At 72.7% G+C, this 19,159-nt stretch carries 18 protein-coding genes and 1 tRNA gene; 13 read left to right on the plus strand and 6 right to left on the minus strand.

Annotation, left to right across the window (positions count from 1 at the left end):
* The first annotated feature begins 6 nt into the window (after nt 1–6).
* From WMF19_RS09960 to WMF19_RS09970, 3 genes are all read left to right on the plus strand, one after another.
* Nucleotides 7–348 (plus strand): FmdB family zinc ribbon protein, encoded by a 342-nt coding sequence (locus tag WMF19_RS09960; RefSeq protein WP_272101426.1) that lies wholly within the window; start codon nt 7–9, stop codon nt 346–348.
* Between the two features lie 123 nt (nt 349–471).
* A complete protein-coding gene (locus WMF19_RS09965) occupies nt 472–1,569 on the plus strand; it encodes a bifunctional chorismate mutase/prephenate dehydratase (RefSeq protein WP_437328505.1) in 1,098 nt (365 codons plus the stop codon).
* The gene (locus WMF19_RS09970) at nt 1,569–2,606 is read left to right on the plus strand and encodes a hypothetical protein (protein ID WP_437898857.1); all 1,038 of its coding nucleotides are present in this window, start codon (nt 1,569–1,571) and stop codon (nt 2,604–2,606) included. Before WMF19_RS09965 ends, WMF19_RS09970 begins: the two co-directional genes overlap by 1 nt.
* A gap of 1 nt (nt 2,607) precedes the next feature.
* On the opposite strand, the gene hrpB is transcribed toward WMF19_RS09970, so the two are convergent.
* Nucleotides 2,608–5,331 (minus strand): ATP-dependent helicase HrpB, encoded by a 2,724-nt coding sequence (hrpB, locus tag WMF19_RS09975; protein ID WP_437898858.1) that lies wholly within the window; start codon nt 5,329–5,331, stop codon nt 2,608–2,610.
* A gap of 89 nt (nt 5,332–5,420) precedes the next feature.
* On the opposite strand from hrpB, the gene WMF19_RS09980 reads away from it, so the two are divergent.
* Nucleotides 5,421–7,025 (plus strand): amidase family protein, encoded by a 1,605-nt coding sequence (locus WMF19_RS09980; RefSeq protein ID WP_437898859.1) that lies wholly within the window; start codon nt 5,421–5,423, stop codon nt 7,023–7,025.
* 148 nt (nt 7,026–7,173) lie between these two features.
* On the opposite strand, the gene WMF19_RS09985 is transcribed toward WMF19_RS09980, so the two are convergent.
* The 3 genes from WMF19_RS09985 to rpsU all read right to left on the minus strand — a co-directional run bounded on the left by WMF19_RS09985 (nt 7,174) and on the right by rpsU (nt 8,995).
* Nucleotides 7,174–7,248: transfer RNA gene (locus tag WMF19_RS09985), tRNA-Pro, on the minus strand.
* A 208-nt stretch (nt 7,249–7,456) separates the two neighbouring features.
* Complete coding sequence (locus WMF19_RS09990; RefSeq protein WP_437898860.1) at nt 7,457–8,560, minus strand: glycosyltransferase; 1,104 nt, start codon at nt 8,558–8,560, stop codon at nt 7,457–7,459.
* A gap of 210 nt (nt 8,561–8,770) precedes the next feature.
* Entirely contained in the window at nt 8,771–8,995 is a 225-nt protein-coding gene (rpsU, locus tag WMF19_RS09995) for a 30S ribosomal protein S21 (protein WP_012234386.1), read from the minus strand.
* Nucleotides 8,996–9,442: 447 nt separating this feature from the next.
* Between rpsU and WMF19_RS10000 the strand changes: the two genes are divergently transcribed.
* From WMF19_RS10000 to rpiA, 7 genes are all read left to right on the plus strand, one after another.
* Nucleotides 9,443–9,982, plus strand: coding sequence for a Fur family transcriptional regulator (locus WMF19_RS10000; RefSeq protein ID WP_437898861.1), 540 nt, complete (start codon nt 9,443–9,445; stop codon nt 9,980–9,982).
* An 83-nt stretch (nt 9,983–10,065) separates the two neighbouring features.
* Nucleotides 10,066–10,494 (plus strand): rubrerythrin family protein, encoded by a 429-nt coding sequence (locus WMF19_RS10005; RefSeq protein WP_272101433.1) that lies wholly within the window; start codon nt 10,066–10,068, stop codon nt 10,492–10,494.
* 169 nt (nt 10,495–10,663) lie between these two features.
* Nucleotides 10,664–12,022: a hypothetical protein gene (locus WMF19_RS10010; protein WP_437328511.1), complete on the plus strand. Its 1,359-nt coding sequence runs from the start codon at nt 10,664–10,666 to the stop codon at nt 12,020–12,022.
* Between the two features lie 34 nt (nt 12,023–12,056).
* On the plus strand, nt 12,057–12,632 hold the full coding sequence (locus WMF19_RS10015; protein ID WP_437898863.1) for a DUF3501 family protein: 576 nt from the start codon (nt 12,057–12,059) through the stop codon (nt 12,630–12,632).
* 5 nt (nt 12,633–12,637) lie between these two features.
* Nucleotides 12,638–13,081, plus strand: coding sequence for an acyl-CoA thioesterase (locus tag WMF19_RS10020; protein ID WP_437898864.1), 444 nt, complete (start codon nt 12,638–12,640; stop codon nt 13,079–13,081).
* The gene (locus WMF19_RS10025; protein ID WP_437898865.1) at nt 13,078–13,725 is read left to right on the plus strand and encodes a phospholipase D family protein; all 648 of its coding nucleotides are present in this window, start codon (nt 13,078–13,080) and stop codon (nt 13,723–13,725) included. Before WMF19_RS10020 ends, WMF19_RS10025 begins: the two co-directional genes overlap by 4 nt.
* Before the next feature lie 26 nt (nt 13,726–13,751).
* Nucleotides 13,752–14,450 (plus strand): ribose-5-phosphate isomerase RpiA, encoded by a 699-nt coding sequence (gene rpiA, locus WMF19_RS10030; protein ID WP_437898866.1) that lies wholly within the window; start codon nt 13,752–13,754, stop codon nt 14,448–14,450.
* A 118-nt stretch (nt 14,451–14,568) separates the two neighbouring features.
* Here the strand turns inward: rpiA and argH are convergent, their stop codons facing one another.
* Together argH and WMF19_RS10040 are read right to left on the minus strand one after the other, a co-directional pair.
* Entirely contained in the window at nt 14,569–15,861 is a 1,293-nt protein-coding gene (gene argH, locus WMF19_RS10035) for an argininosuccinate lyase (RefSeq protein WP_437898867.1), read from the minus strand.
* Nucleotides 15,862–16,827 carry a hypothetical protein gene (locus WMF19_RS10040; RefSeq protein ID WP_437898868.1) on the minus strand — a complete coding sequence of 322 codons (966 nt, stop codon included), beginning with the start codon at nt 16,825–16,827 and terminating at the stop codon, nt 15,862–15,864.
* Nucleotides 16,828–16,999: 172 nt separating this feature from the next.
* Between WMF19_RS10040 and fni the strand changes: the two genes are divergently transcribed.
* Nucleotides 17,000–18,088, plus strand: a complete 1,089-nt coding sequence (gene fni / locus WMF19_RS10045; RefSeq protein WP_437898869.1) for a type 2 isopentenyl-diphosphate Delta-isomerase — start codon at nt 17,000–17,002, stop codon at nt 18,086–18,088.
* 225 nt (nt 18,089–18,313) lie between these two features.
* Complete coding sequence (locus tag WMF19_RS10050; protein WP_272101442.1) at nt 18,314–19,159, plus strand: GAF domain-containing protein; 846 nt, start codon at nt 18,314–18,316, stop codon at nt 19,157–19,159.

Raw genomic sequence — 19,159 nt, forward strand, 5'->3', positions numbered from 1 at the left:
AACGTCATGCCGACTTACGAGTACGCCTGCACATCTTGCGCGCATGAATGGGAGGCCGAGCAGTCCATCAAGGAGGCGCCGCTCTCGGAGTGTCCGTCGTGTCACAACGCGACAGCCCGGCGGCAGATCTCGCGCGGCACGGGCTTCATCCTCAAGGGCAGCGGCTGGTACTCCGACCTCTATGCGTCGGGCTCGAACAAGCCGCCCGCGAAGTCGGACGGCGGGTCGGGCAGCTCGTCAGGGTCGGAAGGGGCGAGCTCGGACTCGGGGTCGAGCAGCGCCTCGTCGGCGAGCGGCGGCACCAAGAGCGACTCCAGCGCGTCGTCCGCCTCCTCCGCGGCGGCCTGACGCCAGCTCGGCGAGCAGCGACGGGGGTGTGGCCAGCGCGGCGCAGCGCGCAGCGGCGCCGTCGTGGTGCGCCGGCCGTGCTGCGTGCCCACCGGCGCCGGGCGCGGTGCTAGGGTGCCCTGGATGGATGAGAGAAAGCGACTTGAGGAGCTCCGCCGGCAGCTCACGGAGCTGGATCAAGAAATCCTTCGCAGCATCGAGCGGCGGGCTCGCATCGCGCACGAGCTCGCCAAGCTGAGGACGGGCACGGCCCGGTTCGCCCCCACGGCCGACGCCGCCCACGTGCAGGCGCTCGAGCGCGCCGTGACGCCGCCGTTCCCGCAGCGCGCGGTGCGGCCGATCTTCGTCGCCATCGACGCGGCCTCGCGCGCGTTCGAGGTCGCGCCCCGGGTGGCGTACCTGGGGGCCGAGGGCGACTATGGCTGGACCGCGGCGCACGATCACTTCGGGATCGGCGGCGAGTTCGTCCGCGCCGACAGCCCCCTCGCCGCCATCGAGGAGGTCGCGCGCTCGCGCGCAGACTTCGCTGTGGTCCCGTACGAATCGCTCAAAGAAGGGCCGATCTTCCCGACGATCCAGGCGATCGGCGGCGCCGACCTCAAGGTGGTCGGCGAGCGCCAGCTGGTGCAGGCGCTCGATCTCGTGAACCGGACGGGCAACCTCGCCGACGTCGAGCGGGTGTACGCCTCGCCGCAGGACCACGTGGCCTGCGTGAACTACCTCGAGCTCCAGCACCCGCGCGCGCTGGTGCTCGACGTGCGGGGCCCGCAGGCCGCCTGGGATCTCGCGGCGGAGAACGAGGGCAGCGCCGCCATCGTCCCCCGCGGCTTCGCGGGCGGCGGGCAGGAGCTCAGGGTCGCGCGCGAGAACGTCGGCGACGAGGGGGAGCTCCGGATCCGCTACGCGGTGCTGTCCCGGCTCCCCTCGCCGCGCTCGGGCCACGACGCCACGGCGGTCCTCTTCAGCGTCCACGATCGGCCCGGCGCGCTCCACGACATCCTCCAGCACTTCAAGGAGCGCAGCTGCAACCTCCGGCGGGTCCACTCCCGCCCCGTCCCCGGCGAGGGCTGGGACTACGTGTTCTATGTAGAGGTCAGCGGACACACGACCGATCGGGCGCTCGTCGCGGCGCTCGAGGGCGTGAAGCGCGAGACGAAGATGCTGAAGATCATCGGCTCCTTCCCGCTGGAGCGCCCCGACCCGCCGCACGAGCGAGCTTGATGGCGAGCGCGATGGTGCGGACGCTGTTCCATTCCCGAGGCGCCGCCGCCCTGCGCCGCGCGGCGCGCGCGATCGCGATCGCGGCGCTCGCCCTCCCGGCGCTCGGCGGCTGCGGTGGCGCCGACGACAGCCTCGCGCTGGTCGGCGGAGAGAAGATCGACGCGACGGCGATCGATCGCGACCCGCTGGCCGTCCTTCCGAGCGGCGCGGTGATGCTCGGTTACCTCGACGCGGCGGCCATGTTCACCTCCGGCCTGGGGGGCGAGGTCAACCAGATCGTCACGAGCCTGCTCCCGCTGGGCCCCGAGTCGAACTTCGTCCCGTCGCGCGACATCGTGAAGGTCTACGGCGGTCTCTACGCCATGCAGGGCGCGGACTTCTGCGCCGTGATGCAGGGCAACTTCGACGTCGACGCGATCCGCCGCTCCGCCGACGCCAGGTCGGTCACCGTCATCGGCGCGCCGCTCGTGAAGACGCGCTACGCGGACAACGATCTCTTCACGGCCGGCAACGTCGGCTTCGTCGTGCTCACGCCGCACACGATCCTCACCGGCAACGAGACCGGGATGCGGCGGGCCCTCGATCGGCTCCGCTCCGGCAAGCTGAAGCGCTCCGTGCCTTCGTGGATGGTCGAGCTGCTCGGGACGAAGGGCGCGTCGTTCGCCGTGGCCGGCGACCTCTCGAGCCAGGCGGCGGTCTCGTCTGCGGCGGGGCAGCTCCCCTTCCTCGCGGGGCTCCAGTACGTGCGCGTCATCGGCAACTTCCAGCCGCCCGGGGTCAACTTCGCCGGCGCCCTCACGTACACGGACCCGCAGAGCGCGGCGAACGGCGCCGTCGCGCTCCGCAACCTCGAGCAGATCGCCAGGATCGCGAGCGTGCTCTCCTCGTGGGGCTTCGGCTACGGCTCCGTCCCTCCGATGCAGGTCGCGCAGCGCGAGAGCGACGTCGCGTTCACGTTGCCCCTCGGCGAGGGGATCGTGCGCATGCTCCTCCGCACGGTCGCCGACACGGCGCGGAGCGTGGCGGTCGTGCGCTGACTCAAGCCTTGCGGAGCGGCGCGCGCGAAGGCGGCGCGGCGTGGGCGGGGTCGTCCGGCCACGCGTGCTTCGGGTAGCGGCGGCGGAGCTCCTTCGCGATGGCGGGATAGTGGCGCGCCCAGAACCCCGACAGATCGGTCGTGACCTGCACGGGGCGCTGGTTCGGCGCGCACAGGTGCAGCACCACGGGCACCCGGCCACCGGCGACGCGCGGGCCCTCCGCCATGCCGAAGAAGTCCTGCAGGCGGGAGGCGAGCGACGGCGGCGCGCCCGCCGCGTACTCGAGGCGCGCCCGCCGGCCGCCGGGCAGGACGATCGACTCGGGGGCGAGCTCGGCGAGCGCTCGCGCCTTCGCGGGGCTCAGCGAGGCCTGCACGGCGCTCGAGAGATCGGCGTCGCGGAGCTCGGCGAAGCTCCGGCGCCCGTCGCAGAGCGCCTCGAGCGTGGCGAGCACCGCGTCCTCGTCCACGTCGGGTAACGCTGCGTCGGGGCAGTGTGCGCGCACGAACGCGACCCGCAAGAGCCAGCCCTCGAGGGCGTCGCCCTTCACGAACGCCCGCCACCCCTTCGCCCTCGCCTGCGCCGCGAGCTCCCGCGCCGCCGCTTCCGCCAGCGGACCGCCCGCCCCCGCGGCTGGCCGCGCCTCCTCGAGCACGAGGGCGTCGTACGACAGCCGGCGCACGACCTCGGCGCGCTCCGCGGCGGCGTTCCACGTCGCCTCCGTCGTGTCCCGGATCGCGTCCGTGAAGAGGTCGAGCAGCCAGTCGGCCTCGATCGCGCTCGCCGCCCGGACGACCGTGCGCGCCGAGCGCCCCTCGCTGCGCTCCTCGATGTCGACCGCGACGACGAGATCGACGTCGTCGATGACGCTCGCCTCGGAGAGCGCGGCCGTCCCGCCGGCGGCGAGCACGACCTCCCGTCCGGTCCGCCCCGTCGCGCTGGTCGGCCGGCGGAGGCGCCCGACCCGGTCGGGGTATCCGGAGAGGATCGCGATGCGCTGGGCGATCTCGCGGGCCTCGACGGTCTCCGGCGGCGCGGCGCTGCGGCGATCGGCGAGCCGCGAGAGCTGCTTGCGCGTCCGCTCCACGGTGAGCGCGCGCGCCGCGTCCACGCCCAGCCACCGCAGACGGTCCACCGCGAAGCGCGCGCGATCCGCCTCCTCGAAGGCCTGGAGCGCGGCGAGCAGGTCGGAGCTGTGCCGCGCGTCGCTCCTCCGACCATGGGGCTCCCGCGCGCCCGACGGCGCGCCGAGGTCGCGCTCCGCGACGAGCGCCGCGAGCGTGCACCCGTCGTCGGCGACGCCGCGGCGCTCGGCCTCGACGATCATCCGCGCCTGGCGCGGGTGCGCCGGGAAGCGAAGCATCCGCCGTCCGGTCGGCGTCACGCGCCGCCCCTCGTCGAGCGCGCCGAGCCGCACGAGCAGCGCCTCGGCCGCGGCGAGGCCGGCGGCGGGCGGCGCCTCCAGCCACCCGAACCCCTCGAGATCCGTGACCCCCGCGGCGCAGAGCTCGAGCACCGTCTCCGCGAGGTCGAGCCGGCGGATCTCGGGCGCCTCGTGCTCCGGCCGCGAGGCGAGATCACCGCGCGTGTAGAGCCGGAGGCAGCGGCCGGGCCGCGTCCGCCCGGCGCGCCCCGCGCGCTGCGCCGCGGAGGCGCGGGCGATGGGCGCGACGCGGAGCGTCGGCAACCCAGACCACGGCGCGTGCGCGGCCACGCGCGCGAGGCCGCTGTCGACGACCGCGACGACGCCGTCGATGGTCACGGAGGTCTCGGCCACGTTGGTCGAGAGGATGATCTTGCGCCGATCCGCGGGGCGCACCGCGCGGTCCTGCTCCGCCGCGGACAGCGAGCCGTGGAGCGGCAGGAGCAGCAGGTCCTCGCTCTTCGCGATGGCTGAGCACGCGTCCATCGCCCGCCTGATCTCCGCGGAGCCGGGCAGGAACACCAGCACGTCGCCGTCGAGCCCCTCCTCGACGAGCTGCCGCACCGACGACGCGACCAGGCTCTCGAGCGTCCTGTCGCCCCAGTGCGCCCGGGCGCGGCGGTCGCCCGCGGCGTGGGTCGACGCGCTCACCCCGGCGCTCGGCAGGTACTCGATCGCGACGTCGAACATCCGCCCCTCGGCGCGCAGGGTCGGGGCCATCGAGGCTCCGGCCGCCGTCGCGTCGTGGCCGCGTCCAGCCTCGGCCGCCGGGGCGGGCTGCGCCTCCGGCCCGCCGAGGAACGCCGCGATCGGCCCGGCGTCGAGCGTCGCGGACATCACCACGAGGCGGAGATCGGGCCGCGCGCCGCGCTGCAGGCGCCGCAGCAGCGCGAGCGCGACGTCGCCTGCGAGGTGCCGCTCGTGGAACTCGTCGAGCACGACGGCGCTCACGCCCCGGAGCTCGCGGTCGACGAGGAGCCGCCGCGTCAGCACGCCCTCGGTCACGAAGCGGACGCGCGTGGCCGGGCTGGACGCCTCCTCGAAGCGCATCGTGTAGCCCACGGTCTCGCCCACGCGCTCGCCGAGCTCTTCGGCCACGCGCCGCGCGGACAGGCGCGCCGCGAGCCGCCTCGGCTCGAGCACCAGGATCTCGCCGCGCTCCGCGAAGCCCGCGTCGAGCAGCGCGCGCGGTACGCGCGTCGTCTTGCCCGCCCCGGGCGGGGCCTCGAGCACCACGCTCGGGCGCGCGCGCAGGGCGGCGCAGAGATCGGGGAGGATCGGATCGATCGGCAGCGGCTGCATGGCTTCGGCGCTCTCCGCGCGGTGGGCGCGCGGCAGCGGAGCCTAGCAATCCTTGGCGCGCGCGGACCTGTGATACTCGTCGAATCGCCGTGAGCGCATCGACCGATCCGACCCATCTTTCAGCGACCGTGCTCGCCGCGCTCCTGGCGGCGCGCGAGATCAGCTCCGAGGAGCTCACGCGGGCGCACCTGGCGCGCATCGACGCGCTCGAACCGCGGCTGCACGCGTTCACCCAGGTGCTCCACGACGAGGCGCTCGCGGCCGCCCGCGGCCTCGACGAGGAGCGCCGTCGCGGGGACATCCGCGGCCCGCTCCACGGGCTCCCGATCACCGTGAAAGAGTCGCTCGACATGGCCGGCATGGCCTCCACGCTCGGCGTCGCTTCCCGCAGGGGGCACCGGGCGACCAGCGACGCGACGGTGACGGCGCTGCTCCGCCGCGCCGGGGCCGTGATCCTGGGGCGCACGAACGTCTCGCAGCTGCTCCTGTACAACGAGGCGCGCAACCCGCTCTTCGGGCAGACGGCGAACCCGTGGAGCCTCGATCACAGCCCGGGCGGCTCGTCCGGCGGCGAGGCGGCCGCCATCGCGGCGGGGATGTCGCCGCTCGGCATCGGAACGGACATCGGCGGCAGCATCCGCGTCCCCGCGCACTGCTGCGGCATCGTCGGCCTCAAGCCCACGCTCGATCGCTGGACCAACAAGGGGAGCAACACGGCGCTCCTCGGGCAGGAGGCGATCCGCGCGCAGATCGGACCGATGGCCAGGAGCGCCCGCGACGTCGCGCTCGTCATGTCCGAGCTCGATCCCGCGTCGATGGCGGAGCTCGACGTGCGCGTGCCGCCGCTCCCGATGGTCGAGCCGGCGAGCGTCGAGGTGGCGCGCCTGCGCGTCGGGTTCTACTGCGACGACGGGCTGGTCCCGCCCTCGACCGCCGTCGCCCGCGCCGTCGCGAAGGCGGCGTCGGCCCTGCGCGCGCGGGGCGCGACGGTCGTGCCGTTCACGCCGCCCGGGATCCCCGACGCGGTCTACGCGTATTTTGCAGCGCTCTCGGCGGACGGCGGCGCGACGGCGCTGTCGCTCCTCGACGCCGGCGAGGACGGCAGCGAGCGGACGGACATCGACGTCTCGCTCCGCTCGCTCCGCACGATGGCCTCGCTCCCGCCGTTCGCGCGCCGCGCGGCCGCGCGCGTCGCTGGCCTCGCGGGCGAGCGGCGGCTCCAGCGCCTCCTCGAGGTCACCGGGCCGAAGTCGGTCTCGGAGTTCTGGCGCACCACGCACGCCCTGCGCGAGGCGCGCGCCGCGATCGCGTCGGCGATGCGCGCCGAAGCGCTCGACCTGCTGCTCTGCCCGCCGTACGCCACGCCGGCCTTGCCGCACACCGCGTCGCGCGACTTCGTCCTCGCGGGCAGCGCCGCGATGCTCTGGAACCTCACGCAGTTCCCGGCCGGCGTCGTCCCCGTGACCCGCGTGCGGCCCGAGGAGGCGCGCCGCGAGCGGCCGCGCGACCGGCTGGAGAAGCGGGCCGCCGAGATCGATGCGAAGAGCGTCGGGCTGCCCGTCGGGGTGCAGGTGGTCGGCTTCCCGTTCAGCGAACACCTGGTCATGGCCGCCATGATCGCCATCGAGGACGAGCTCGCCGGCGAGACCGATCGGCCCGTCACGCCTGTCTCACCGCCCTCGCTCGCCGGATGACGCGGCGAACGCCGGGAGCCGGCTGACCAGGACGACACCGGAACTCGATGATGCCGCCGCGCGGCCGCTGTCCGGCGCGTTCACAGTCGACAGAAGCTGAAGCCCTACAAAGCCGAAAGGTCCGCCGGAGAACTCTCCGCCGGACCAGTCGGGGCGAGTGGATTCGAACCACCGACCCCTTGACCCCCAGTCAAGTGCGCTAACCAGGCTGCGCTACGCCCCGAGCCACTCCGCCGCCTCGTTTCGCTGCGGAGCGAGGGCGCACCGTAGTCGAAGCCTTGGGAATTGCAAGGGGATCGCATCGAGGATCGCGGACTCGCTCCAGACGGGGCGTTTGGCGCTGCTGCAGCGGGGCGCGTGGCGCGGATCGGCCGGCGAGAACGCCGGGGCTCTCCGCGCGACGCCGCGGGCGCGCGATCCGAGCGGCGCGGTCAGATGCCGCGGAGCGCGGCCGCGAGGCTCTGCGCGGTGCCGTCAGCGACGAGGATGCCGTCGTCGCTCCTCGACCATGCGACCACGTCGCCCGCGTCGCAGGCGATGACGGGCACGCCGAGCGCGCGCGCCTCGCGGATCACCGTGGGGGCGGCCTCGTGCGATGAAGGGTGCAGCAGCACGTCTGCTGCGCCGATCCATGCGAGCGCTTCCCTCCGCGGGAGCGTGCCCGTGAAGCGCACCGCCGCGCTGCCCTCGCTCGTCGCCGTGACGCCCGCGCCGCGTGAGCTCCCTGCGTCGAGGTCGCCGCCGCTCGCGAGGCGCTCGAGCGCGCCGCGCTGTGGACCGTCGCCGACGACGACGAGGCGCAACCCGGGTCCCGCAGCGCGCACCGCCTCGATCGCGAGCTCGACCCGCTTCGTCGGGATCAGCCGGCACGCGACGACGGCGAGGCGCTCGCGGGGGCCCTTCACGATCTCGCGACGGAGCGCGGCAGCGCGCCCGGCCACTGGCGGCAGATCGAACACGGGGGGCTCGACGCACGAGGCGAGGTCCAGCGCGCGAGCCTGCTCCGGGGCGAGCGAGCCTGCGAGCGCATCGCGCAGCGCGCGCGCCGCGAAGACGAAGCGCGCGTCGCGCCGGAGGAGCGCGCTCACCACCGCGCCGCGCGCCGCGCGCGGCGCGCGGAGCAGGAGCCGGACGTCGGCGCCGTGCGCGTGCACCTCGAGCGGCGTGCGCGGCAGGGCGAGCAGGAGCGGCCACGCGCACGGGATGATCCAGTGCGCCACCGCGCGGTCGACCGGCCCGATCTCACGGAGCCGATCGAGCACGCCGGCCGCGAACGGCGCCGCGGAGAGCAGCCGGAGCGGCGACTCGCGCGCGCGGGCCACGGCGCCGGGCCACGAGAACAGCGCGCCCCCGCCTGCACGATGGACGACGAGCCGGCCGTCTCGATGAGGCGGATCGAGCACCGAGCCCCCGGCGGCGATCACGTGGACCTCGGCGCAGCTGCGCGTGAGCGCCTCCGCCGACGACCGCACGAAGTGGCCGGAAGGATCCTCGTCGCTGACCGGATAGGACGTCGTGAGCACCACGGCGCGCATCGGGACCTCGCCAGGCTAGACGCGGCGCGGGCACCGCCTCCGCGTCGCTCAGGCGCGGTTGCACCACGCCGCCGGGGTGACCGCTGGACGAACAAAATGACAAGACGCAGAGCACGCCGCGGACGCTCGAATCAAGCGTCCGTGTGCGTCTTCTGCGTCTTGGCCGGCTGCTCTCGCGCGGGGGCGGTCGCTCCAGTCGCTCCAGTCGCGCTAGGCGACCATGTCCATCTTGGACCGCTTCCGGCGGCGACGAGCGGCCTCCGAGGCCTTCTTCCGTCGCTTCACGGACGGCTTCATGTAGTGCCGACGCCGCTTCAGCTCGCGGAGGATCCCCTCGGCAGCCATCTTCCTCTTGAGATGTTTGATGGCGCGCTCGATGCCCTTGTCGCCCACGGCGACCTCGAGCGGTTTGCACTGAATGGCGTCGGTCGGCATGTCTAGAAGCGTCCTCTGCTGGGAAAAAAACTGGCCCAGTTGGCGGGCAGAATGCAAGCCGGCGGGGGCCGGCAGCGCGGGGCGCGCACTATGGCAGAGGCCCTCTAGCCTCGCAAGACCTCCCGGCGGCCGCAGAGCATGGCGTCGCGGCGCGACGTCCGGGGTGTTTCGTCGGTTTCGTCAGTTTCGTCAGTTTCGTCAGCCCCGACGGTTTCGCCAAGCTCATCCAGCTCGCCAGGCTTCGCCCAAATCCGCGCGAGCCCCGGATTTTTCTGGCGGTCCGTCGGCAATTATTAGGACTTGCAGCTGAGAAACCTTCTAAGTACACATCTCGCTGTGGCTACCTCGCGGATAGCTGCTGCAAAGGGGGCTGCGCCCCGCGATGCCCGGGGGCGCGCGGTTGGCTTCGAGCGCAGGGCGGTCGAGGAGGATACCCGGATCGCTTCCATGCTGGCGTGCGTGCGAGCGTCGGGGCTCAAGCTGACGCCGCAGCGCCTGGCGATCGTGCGCGAGCTCGCGGCCGATCCGACGCATCCGACGGCGCAGGAGCTGTTCGAACGGCTCCGGCCGGCGCTGCCGACCATGAGCTTCGCCACCGTCTACAACACGCTCGACGCCCTGGCGTCCGCGGGGCTGTGCGTCGCGCTGTCGCTGTCGCCGGGCGCCTCGCGCTTCGACCCGAACATGGCGGCGCATCATCACGCGGTCTGCGATCGCTGCGGGCTCGTCCGCGATGTGCCGTGCCAGCCGGGCGATCCGTCCGCCGAGCGCTCGGACGAGATCGTCCCCGCGCCCCTCGCGGCCGCGCCGGGCTTCGAGGTCCGCGCCGTCGAGCGGATCTACCGGGGGCTCTGCGCTGCCTGCGCGAAGGGCACCCGGGGGGGCGAAAATGCGCGGGGCAAGGCGCAGGACGCCGGGCGAAGCGCGGCGAGCAGTCGAGTTCGCCCCGCAGGGGTTCGAGGAGCGCGGCGCCCTGGACGTGTCTAGCGGATCCACCGCGCCGCCGAGCTGACCTGCGCGGGCATCAGGGACCTATCATCGCAGCCGTTCAACAGAAGGAGAGCGAACCCATGACAACCAAGCAGCTTACGGGCACGAAGACGCACCAGAACCTGAAGGACGCGTTCGCTGGGGAGTCGCAGGCGAACCGCCGCTACCTGTACTTCGCAAAGGTCGCGGACGTCGAAGGTCGCCCCGAGGTCGCCGGTCTCTTCAAGGACACGGCGGACGGCGAGACCGGCCACGCGCACGGCCACCTCGACTACCTCAAGCAGGCGGGCGACCCGGCGACCGGCCTGCCGATCGGCAGCACGGAGAAGAACCTGAAGGCCGCCGTCGCCGGCGAGACCCACGAGTACGAGACGATGTACCCGGGCTTCGCGAAGGAGGCCCGCGACGAGGGCTTCGAGGACATCGCAGAGTGGTTCGAGACGCTCGCGAAGGCCGAGAAGTCGCACGCCGGGCGCTTCACGAAGGCGCTGCAGTCGCTCGACTTCTGAGGGCGACCGACGCGAGAGCGCGAGCGCTCCGGGGCGCGCCGAACCGACGGCGACTCGACCCGGGGCGCGCGCGCCATCGCGACCTCGACGGCCGTCCGGCGCCGGGCCGCGCGGCGAGCCGTCCCTCCGCGCCGTACCCCAAGTTGAAGCTTTTGAGAGGAGCCGACCAGTGAGCGTCATCCGGCGTGCACCAGACCGTCCACCGGCGACATCGCCGAACGACGAGCGATATCTCGAGCCCCGCGATCTCGAGGCAGAGCTGCGGCGAACGTTCCAGATCTGCCACGAATGCCGCATGTGCGTCGGATACTGCGGCTCGTTCCCCGCGCTCTTCGCCCGCGTCGACAGGGACATCGAGGCCGGCGTCGCCGAAGGCGCCGAGGCCCTCACCTACGATGACTTCAAGGCCGTCGGCGACGAGTGCTGGCAGTGCAAGCTCTGCTACATCAAGTGCCCGTACACGGCCGACGAGCACGCCTACGAGCTCCTCGATTTCCCGCGCGTGCTCGCGCGAGAGCGCGCGGTGCGCGCCCAGCGGGACGGCATCCCGCTGGTGGACAGGATCCTCGGCGAGCCGCAGCTGATCGGCGAGCTGGGCTCCGGCGCCGTCGCGCCGCTCGCGAACCTCGTGCAGGCGAGCCGCCTGCTGCGCAAGGTGCAGGAGAAGGTGACCGGGATCTCGTCGGAGTTCCCGCTCCCGGAGATGGCGCGCAAGCCGTTCTCGTCCTGGTTCGCGGAGCACGGCGCCGCGGCCGACGCCGGCAAGCAAGGCGACGTGGTGCTCTTCGCGACCTGCTACGGCGAGTACAACACGCCCGCGGTCCCCGAGGCGGCGGTCCGCGTCCTCGAGCACAACGGCTACGCGGTGCACGTCCCGGGCTGCTCCTCGGCGGACGAGCCGCGAGGCACGCCGGCGGGGGCGCTGACGTGCTGCGGGATGCCGAACCTCGACGGCGGCGATCTCGCGGCCTTCACCGCGAAGGTGAAGCACAACGTCGCGCTCCTGCTCCCGCACGTGCGCAGGGGGAGGAAGATCGTCGTGATCGGCCCGACGTGCGGCTACACGATGAAGAAGGAGTGGCCGGAGTACCTGCAGACGGCAGAGGCCCGCGAGGTCGCGGCCGCGACGGTCGACATGATGGAGTTCCTCGTCCAGCTCGGCCGCGAGAAGAAGCTCAACCGCGAGTTCAAGAAGGGGCTCGGCACGATCGCGTACCACGCCGCGTGCCACCTGCGCGCGCAGAAGATCGGCTTCCCCGGCGCCAGGGTGCTCGGCGTCGTCCCCGACACCGACGTGCGCGTCATCGAGCAGTGCTCGGCGGTGGACGGCACATGGGGGATGAAGGCGGCCCACTACGAGACCGGGCGCAAGTACGCGTCGAAGCTCGTGCGCGGCGTCGGCGGCGCGGACGTCATCGTCAGCGACTGCACCCTCGCGGGTCTCAGGATGGTCAAGGAGAACGGCGCGAAGGTGCTGCACCCGGTCGAGGCGCTCGCCCACGCGTACGGGCTCGGCCCGACGCCGTGAACCTCGGTCCGAAGTCGTCAAGGAGAGGAGCGTCATGCGTCCCATCGATCGCAACGAGGTGCTCGGGATCGGCGAATACGAGGCGATCCGCGAGCGATTCCGGAGCCGCATCATCCAGGAGAAGCGGCCCCGCCGCGTGCGGATCGGAGACCACCTGACCGCGGTGTTCGAGAACCGCGACTCGGTGCTCTTCCAGATCCAGGAGATGCTTCGCACCGAGCGCATCACGAGCGAGAGCGGCATCCTCCACGAGATCGAGACCTACAACGATCTCATCCCGGGCGCAGGGCAGCTCAGCATGACGCTCTTCGTCGAGATCCCCGATCGAGCGCTGCGCGACCGGATGCTCGTCGATCTGGTGGGCCTCGAGGACACGGTGTCGATCGAGGTCGACGGCGTCGCCGCGCGGGCGCTCGGCAAGCGCGACGGATCGATGGAGGATCGCACGACGGCCGTGCACTACCTCAAGGCGGATCTCCCGGCCGAGGCGCAGGCCGCGATCAAGGCGAGGAAGGCGACGGCATCGATCGTCGTCGGGCACCCGCGCTACGCGGTGAAGGCGCCGCTCGGGAGGGCGACCCTGGACAAGCTCGCCGAGGACCTGTCCTAGCCGCGATGGTCTCCCTCGAGCGCCCGATCAAGTTCGAAGACGTGGACGCCGCGAACATCGTCTTCTTCGCGCGCTTCCTCAACTACGCGCACGAGGCGATGGAGCGGTTCTTCGCGCCGCTCGAGGGAGGCTACGCCGGGCTCATCCTCGAGCGGCGGATCGGGCTGCCGGCGGTGCGGGTCGAGGCCGACTACGCGGCGCCTGTGCGTTACGGCCAGGCGCTCCGGATCGAGACGTCGGTCGTCCATATCGGCCGGCGGAGCGCCACGCTCCGGTACCGCATGCACCGCGCCCACGACGGCGTGCTGTCGGCGGAGCTGCGGCACACGGCGGTGACCACCGACCTCGTGCAGCTGGTGTCGGTCCCGATGCCGGAGGACGTCCGGGCCCTGCTCAGCGCCCACCTCGAGCTCGATCAGGCGCCCTCCAGCGCCGGTCGACGGGCGTGAGCGCTCGGCCGGCGCGCCCGCGGGCGCGGGCACGCGCGGGGACCGAACCCGAGGCGAAGGCGCGATCGCCGCTGAAGCGGCGCGTCGAGCTGACGCTCCTCCGCGACAGGGCGCACTACGACGCGCTCGTGATGGGCGCCGTCGCGAACGCGCGCGTGTCCGTGTGGATCGCGACGGCCAACGTGAAGGAGCTGCGCGTGGAGGCGCCCATCGGATCGAGGGCGCGGGCGCGCGGCCGGTACATGTCGTTCCTCGACCTGCTCGACGCGCTCGCCGCCCGGGGGGTCGAGCTGCGCCTGCTGCACGCCGGCATCCCGTCGCGCGCCTTCCGCGCCGAGCTCCGGCGGCGGCCCCGGCCGCCGATCGAGATGCGCCGCTGCCCGCGGGTCCACCTGAAGATGATCGCCGTCGACGGCGCGCTCCTGTACCTCGGCTCCGCGAACCTCACCGGCGCCGGGCTCGGGGCGAAGGGCGAGGGGCGGCGGAACTTCGAGGCGGGCGTGCTCACGGACGACGACCTCCTGCTCGACGAGATGCAGGCGACGTTCGAGGCGATCTGGACCGGCGCCGAGTGCAAGGGGTGCAGGCTCCGGCCGCTCTGCCCGGGGCCGCTCGACGAGCTCGACAAAATCCCGTTGCGCTGACGGTCCCGATGGCCGATGAGCAGCGCATGAGCACCGCGGGACCGGACCCCTCCGACCTCGATCGAATCGCCAACGCCGCGCTCGCGCGCGTGGACAGCGGGATGCTGCTCGGGCTCGGCACCGGGCGCGCGTCCGAGGCCTTCATCCGCCGCCTCGGGGAGCGCGTCCGCCGAGGGCTCCAGATCAAGGGCGTCGCCACGTCGGAGCGCTCGGCGGAGCTCGCCCGCCGCGAGAACATCCCGATGGTGTCGCTCGAGGAGGTCGAGCGCTTCCACGTCGCCGTCGACGGCGCCGACGAGGTGGCGCCCGACCTCGGCCTCATCAAGGGCCTCGGCGGCGCGCTCCTCCGCGAGCGCGTGGTCGCCTACGAGGCCGCGGAGTTCATCATCCTCGTCACGCCCGAGAAGCTCGTCGAGAAGCTCGGCTCGCGCGTGCCCATCCCCGTCGAGGTGGTGCCCTTCGCGAGCACGACGGCCGCGCGGCACCTGACCGCGCTCGGGGGCAAGCCGGCGATCCGCAAGAACGCGGACGGGTATCCCTTCCAGACCGACAACCACAACTGGATCCTCGACACCGCGTTCGGCCCGATGGACGCGCCCGCAGCGGTCGACGCGCGCATCCGCAAGATCCCCGGCGTCGTCGACACGGGGCTGTTCCTCGACATGGCGACCCTCGTGCTGGTGGCGGACCCGGGCGCCGTCCGCGAGCTGACGCGGCGGCGCTAGCTCCGCGTGTCAGGAATTCCATCAGGGATCGCTGACACGCGGAGCCGGGGCCCCGGACCTCGGGCGGGCGGCGACGGCGCGGCGCGCGCGCCCACCGCGGGAGCTCTGACGGGCGGAGCTAGCGGGCGTGGCGATCGAGCCTGCGGGCAAGATCGTCCAGCGCGAGGTTGCCCGGAGCTCCGAGCGACACGCGCGCGCGGAGGCTCGCCGCGGCGTCGCCGGCCGGCAGCGCCGCGATCTCGGCCGCGACCTTGCGGTAGGCCTCGCGGAAGGGGACGCCCTCCACGGCGAGCTCGACGGCGCGATCCGTGGCGAAGCACTCCGGCGTGATCGCGCGGGCCATGCGCTCCCGGTCGAACGCGAGCCCCTCGACGAGCCGCGGCAAGAGGCGCGACGTCGCGAGCGCCTCGTCGAGCCCGCGCATCGTGGGGCCCTTCGTGAGCTGGAGGTCGCGGTGGTAGCCCGACGGGAGCGCCACGATCGACTGCACCTCGGCGAGCGCCCCCTGGACGACGGAGCACGCGGCGCGCATGAGCTCGACGACGTCGGGGTTGCGCTTCTGCGGCATGATCGACGAGCCGGTCGTGAACGCCTCCGGGAGGCGGATGAACGCGAGCTCGCTCATCGCGAACAGGCTGAGATCCCACGCGAGCCGGCGGCTCACGGCCATCACCTGCCACGCGGCGGCGAGGATCTGCGCCTCGATGATGCCGCGCGACGTCTGGGACGCGAGCGGGTTCAGCGCCACGCCGGCGAACCCGAGCTCGCGCGCGACGCCGACGCGATCGAGCGGGAGGTTCACGCCGAAGCCCGCGGCGCCCCCGAGCGGGCAGCGATCGACGAGCGCCCGCGTCGCGCGCACCACGTCGATCGCGTCGGTGAGCCCCTCGACGAACGAGGCGGCCCAGTAGCCGACGGACGACGGTACCGCCCGCTGCAGGTGCGTGTAGCCGGGCATCGGCGTCTCCGCCTCGCGCCTGGCGAGCTCGAGCAGCGCGCGGGCGCCGGCCGTCGCGTTCTCGGCGAGCTCGTCCAGCGCGTCGCGCTCGTACAGGCGCGTGGCGACGAGCACCTGATCGTTGCGGCTCCGGCCGGTGTGCACCTTCTTGCCCGCGTCGCCGATGCGGGCGACCAGCGCGGCCTCGATCGCGCTGTGGCCGTCCTCGTCGTCCTCGGTGAGCCGCAGCTCGCCGGCCTCGTTCTGCGCCGCGAGCACCTCGAGCTCGCGGACGAGCGCGTCCCGCTCCGCCTCGCTGAGCACGCCGATCCGCGCGAGCCCGCGGACATGCGCGACGGTGGCCCGCAGGTCGTACGCGAGCAGGCGCTGATCGAGCTGCCAGTCGTCGCGCGAGGTGTAACGCAGCATTTGGGCGTCGGTCGCGCCCCCTTTGTCCCAGAGTCGTACGCTCATTCAGCTCCCCAGGCTCTCGTCCACGAGAGCACGGATCTCGGCAAGCTTCTTGGCCTTGCCCTCGTCCAGCGGTCGCGGCTTCGCCGCGCCGGCCGCGGGCGCGAGCTCTCGCTCGAGCTCGCGCAGCTCGTCGTCCGCCGTCCGCGTCGGCCGGCGCTTGCCGAGGCCGAGCGCGCGGGCCAGCCAGCTCCTCGACTCGCCGATCGCGTAGTCGTCCGCGGCGATCCGGTCCGGCGCGGCGCGCAGCATGCGGACGAGCGCGGCGTTGGAGCTGGCCCAGACGGCGGACTCGTCGAAGTGGGCGCGCGGCGTCACGTCGAGGTGCCGCGCGGCGGTCCGATCGGGCACGTCGTGCAGCCGGCAGTAAATGGCGAGCGCGAGCGCGAGCTCGTCGACCGGCATCTTGGTCGCCGAGTGCACCTGCACGCCGCCGCAGCCCTTCGCGTACAGGTAAGAGCCGTTCGTGGTGAGGACACCGAAGCCGAGCAGCACGGCGGCGAGATCCACGGCGGGCTCGCGGTCCGACGGCGCGAGCGCGTCGAAGGCGCCGGCCTCGCTCAGGAACATGTACGCCACGGCGCGCACGAACGCCGTCGTGAGCACCGTGGGGTTGCGGAGCTCGCCCGCGGAGAGCGCGACCCGGTACCCGCCGTCGCCGCGCGGGGCGACGCGCTCCAGCTTCGACTCCAGCGCCATCCCGCCGCACGCGCCGCTCGAGCAGCTCACGGTGCTGGCCTGCCCCTCCGGGGTGACCACCGCGAGCTCCACCGGGAGATCCTGGAGCCCGGCGTGCTCCTGGACCCGCAGCATCAGGGCGGCCACCGTCTTCGGCGAGCCGTCGAACGCGTCCGGGAAGAACTCGGCCGTCGGCTGAACCAGCCCGCGCACCGGCTCCGCGCCGTGCTGGAGGAGCGCTGCGGTCGTACGAAGGATCCAGCGGATCTGCGGTTCGTCCGGGAGGTCCATACAGCTACTGTATGCCACCGCCGCGCGGCGGTCGCGCGGTAGTTCCCCCGTAGCTACAGCAGAAGGCGGACCGGGCGGCAACGCCTGGCCCGGGGGGGCGAATTTTGGCGTTTCTTTGTCCATGCCACTTCCTTTTCGACGGCGGTCGGCGACCGCGTAAAGTTGTGCCCCCATGACGGAAGAGGCGAAGGACATCTCCGAGAGGAAAGCGGACCACATCGAGCTCTGCGCGACCGGTGATGTCGGGTTTCGAGCCAAGACCACGCTGCTGGAGCAGGTCGAGCTGATCCACGACGCGTTGCCGGAGCTCTCCCTCGACGCGATCGACACCTCGGTGTTGCTGCTCGGGAAGCGGCTCCGCGCTCCGCTCCTGATCGCGGCCATGACCGGCGGGACGGAGCGCGCGCACGCGATCAACCGGGAGCTCTCGCAGATCGCCGAGGAGCGCGGGTACGGCTTCGGGCTCGGGAGCCAGCGGGCGATGCTGAACGGCGACGCCTCCGCGACGTACGAGGTCCGCGCGCACGCTCCGACCACCCTCCTCCTCGGGAACATCGGCGCCGTGCAGGCGCGATCGCTGTCCACGGAGGCGGTCGCCGAGCTCGTGGCCCAGGTCGGCGCCGACGCGCTCTGCGTCCACATGAACCCCGCGATGGAGCTGGTCCAGCCGGGCGGCGACCGGGACTTCGCCGGCGCGCTGGACGCGATGGCCCGGCTCGCGAGCGGCCTCAGCGTGCCGGTCATCGCGAAGGAGACCGGCTGCGGGATCGGCCCGGGGACGGCGTACCGCCTGGTCCGGGCAGGCGTCCGCGATCTGGACGTCTCCGGGTCCGGAGGCACCTCCTGGGTCGCCGTCGAGGCGGCGCGCGCCGAGGGCGCAGCCCGCTCCCTCGGTGAGGCGCTGCGCGAATGGGGTGTGCCCACGGCCGCCTCGGTGCTCATCGCCCGCGCTATCCGTCCTCGTTTCAAGACCATCATCGCGACCGGGGGCGTCACGAGCGGCCTTGACATCGCTCGAGCGATTGCCCTCGGCGCGCATGCTGCCGGGATCGCGCGTCCGGTCCTCCAGGCGTTCGTCTCGGGGGGACGGGACGGAGCGGTGCGGTACCTCGAGACCGTCGAGGCCGAGCTCCGGGCGGTCATGCTGCTCGTCGGGGCGCGCGACATCGCGTCGCTCCAGAAGTCACCCGTGCTGCTCGGACGGGAGCTGCGCAGGTGGACCAGGTTGCTGAAGCAGATGAAGCAGCTGGAGAGGGCGTAGTCGTGGCGGTGGGGGCAACGGGGGCAGGGGGGCCGAGACGGCGGGGTCCGGTCCCCGGGGTAGGGCCGGCGGGGCCGAACCGACGTTGTCCGCGGGGACGGCGACGCGGCTGCCGGTCGCTGCCCTCGGCGGGGGCGCCGGGCACCCCTCTGGCCCGCGCTCGACGCTTCCGTCCGGTCAGCCCCGCATGATACGGTCCGAAGCTCTGGAGAACCCCGGGATAAAATGACGGAGAAAAAAGGGCGTCCGAGCGATCGTCCCCCCGAGGACCTGAAGAAGGAGCGCGATGCCTTCATTCAGCAGTTCTTCCGCAAGGGGGCGCAGCTGACCGAGGAGCTCCTCCGCGAGAACGAGCGCCTTCGCGACAAGATCTCCGAGCTCGAGTCGGAGAACGGCAAGCTCCGCGCGCACCTCGCGAGCGACTCGGCCATCCGTGATCTGCTCCGCAAGATCGAGGAGCTCGAGCAGGAGAAGCGCGACCTCGTGACGCAGTCGGTGCGGATGGTGGCGGCCTCGGACCGCTTCAACAGCCGCTACTCGGAGGCGGAGGGAGAGCTAGCGAACCTCGCGAACCTGTACGTCGCGCTGTCGCAGTTGCATGCGGCGCGCAACGTGCGCCATGTCCTCCGCAACCTGAAGGAGCTCCTGGCGCAGTTCCTCGGGGCGGGCGCCTTCTCCGTGTACCTGGCGTCTCCCGATGGTAAAGAGCTCGTCTCGATCGCGAGCGAAGGCGTCGCGGTGGAGGAGATCGTGCGCATGCCGGTGACCGAAGGCGTCGTCGGCCAGGCATTCTCGAAGGGGGAAATCTTCTTCGACGAGACCAAGGACGTCTCCAAGGGGAGCATCGAGGATCCCGCTGCAGTGATCCCGCTCGACTTCAACGGGCGCACCGTGGGTGTCATCGCGATCTTCAGCACGCTCCCGCAAAAGACGGAGTTCGTGAACGTGGACACCGAGCTCTTCAAGCTCCTCGGGGCCCAGGCCGCCCCCGCCCTCATCAACGCGCGGCTCTTCACCGACGCCGGCCGGAAGGTGCCTGGCGTCCAGGCATTCCTGGACCTGGAGGACTGA

This window comes from Sorangium sp. So ce124 (assembly GCF_051525235.1).
Taxonomy (GTDB): Bacteria; Myxococcota_A; Polyangia; order Polyangiales; family Polyangiaceae; genus Sorangium; species Sorangium atrum.

What these genes read in the sequence shown, in the direction of transcription:
- WMF19_RS10005 (WP_272101433.1), top strand. Translation starts at nt 10,066, where the DNA reads ATGACAACCAAGCAGCTTACGGGCACGAAGACGCACCAGAACCTGAAG.
- argH (WP_437898867.1), bottom strand. Translation starts at nt 15,861, where the DNA reads ATGAGCGTACGACTCTGGGACAAAGGGGGCGCGACCGACGCCCAAATG.
- rpsU (WP_012234386.1), bottom strand. Translation starts at nt 8,995, where the DNA reads ATGCCGACCGACGCCATTCAGTGCAAACCGCTCGAGGTCGCCGTGGGC.
- fni (WP_437898869.1), top strand. Translation starts at nt 17,000, where the DNA reads ATGACGGAAGAGGCGAAGGACATCTCCGAGAGGAAAGCGGACCACATC.
- WMF19_RS10015 (WP_437898863.1), top strand. Translation starts at nt 12,057, where the DNA reads ATGCGTCCCATCGATCGCAACGAGGTGCTCGGGATCGGCGAATACGAG.
- WMF19_RS10040 (WP_437898868.1), bottom strand. Translation starts at nt 16,827, where the DNA reads ATGGACCTCCCGGACGAACCGCAGATCCGCTGGATCCTTCGTACGACC.
- WMF19_RS10000 (WP_437898861.1), top strand. Translation starts at nt 9,443, where the DNA reads ATGCTGGCGTGCGTGCGAGCGTCGGGGCTCAAGCTGACGCCGCAGCGC.
- WMF19_RS09960 (WP_272101426.1), top strand. Translation starts at nt 7, where the DNA reads ATGCCGACTTACGAGTACGCCTGCACATCTTGCGCGCATGAATGGGAG.
- rpiA (WP_437898866.1), top strand. Translation starts at nt 13,752, where the DNA reads ATGAGCACCGCGGGACCGGACCCCTCCGACCTCGATCGAATCGCCAAC.
- WMF19_RS09970 (WP_437898857.1), top strand. Translation starts at nt 1,569, where the DNA reads ATGGCGAGCGCGATGGTGCGGACGCTGTTCCATTCCCGAGGCGCCGCC.
- WMF19_RS10050 (WP_272101442.1), top strand. Translation starts at nt 18,314, where the DNA reads ATGACGGAGAAAAAAGGGCGTCCGAGCGATCGTCCCCCCGAGGACCTG.
- hrpB (WP_437898858.1), bottom strand. Translation starts at nt 5,331, where the DNA reads ATGCAGCCGCTGCCGATCGATCCGATCCTCCCCGATCTCTGCGCCGCC.
- WMF19_RS10020 (WP_437898864.1), top strand. Translation starts at nt 12,638, where the DNA reads ATGGTCTCCCTCGAGCGCCCGATCAAGTTCGAAGACGTGGACGCCGCG.
- WMF19_RS09990 (WP_437898860.1), bottom strand. Translation starts at nt 8,560, where the DNA reads ATGCGCGCCGTGGTGCTCACGACGTCCTATCCGGTCAGCGACGAGGAT.
- WMF19_RS09965 (WP_437328505.1), top strand. Translation starts at nt 472, where the DNA reads ATGGATGAGAGAAAGCGACTTGAGGAGCTCCGCCGGCAGCTCACGGAG.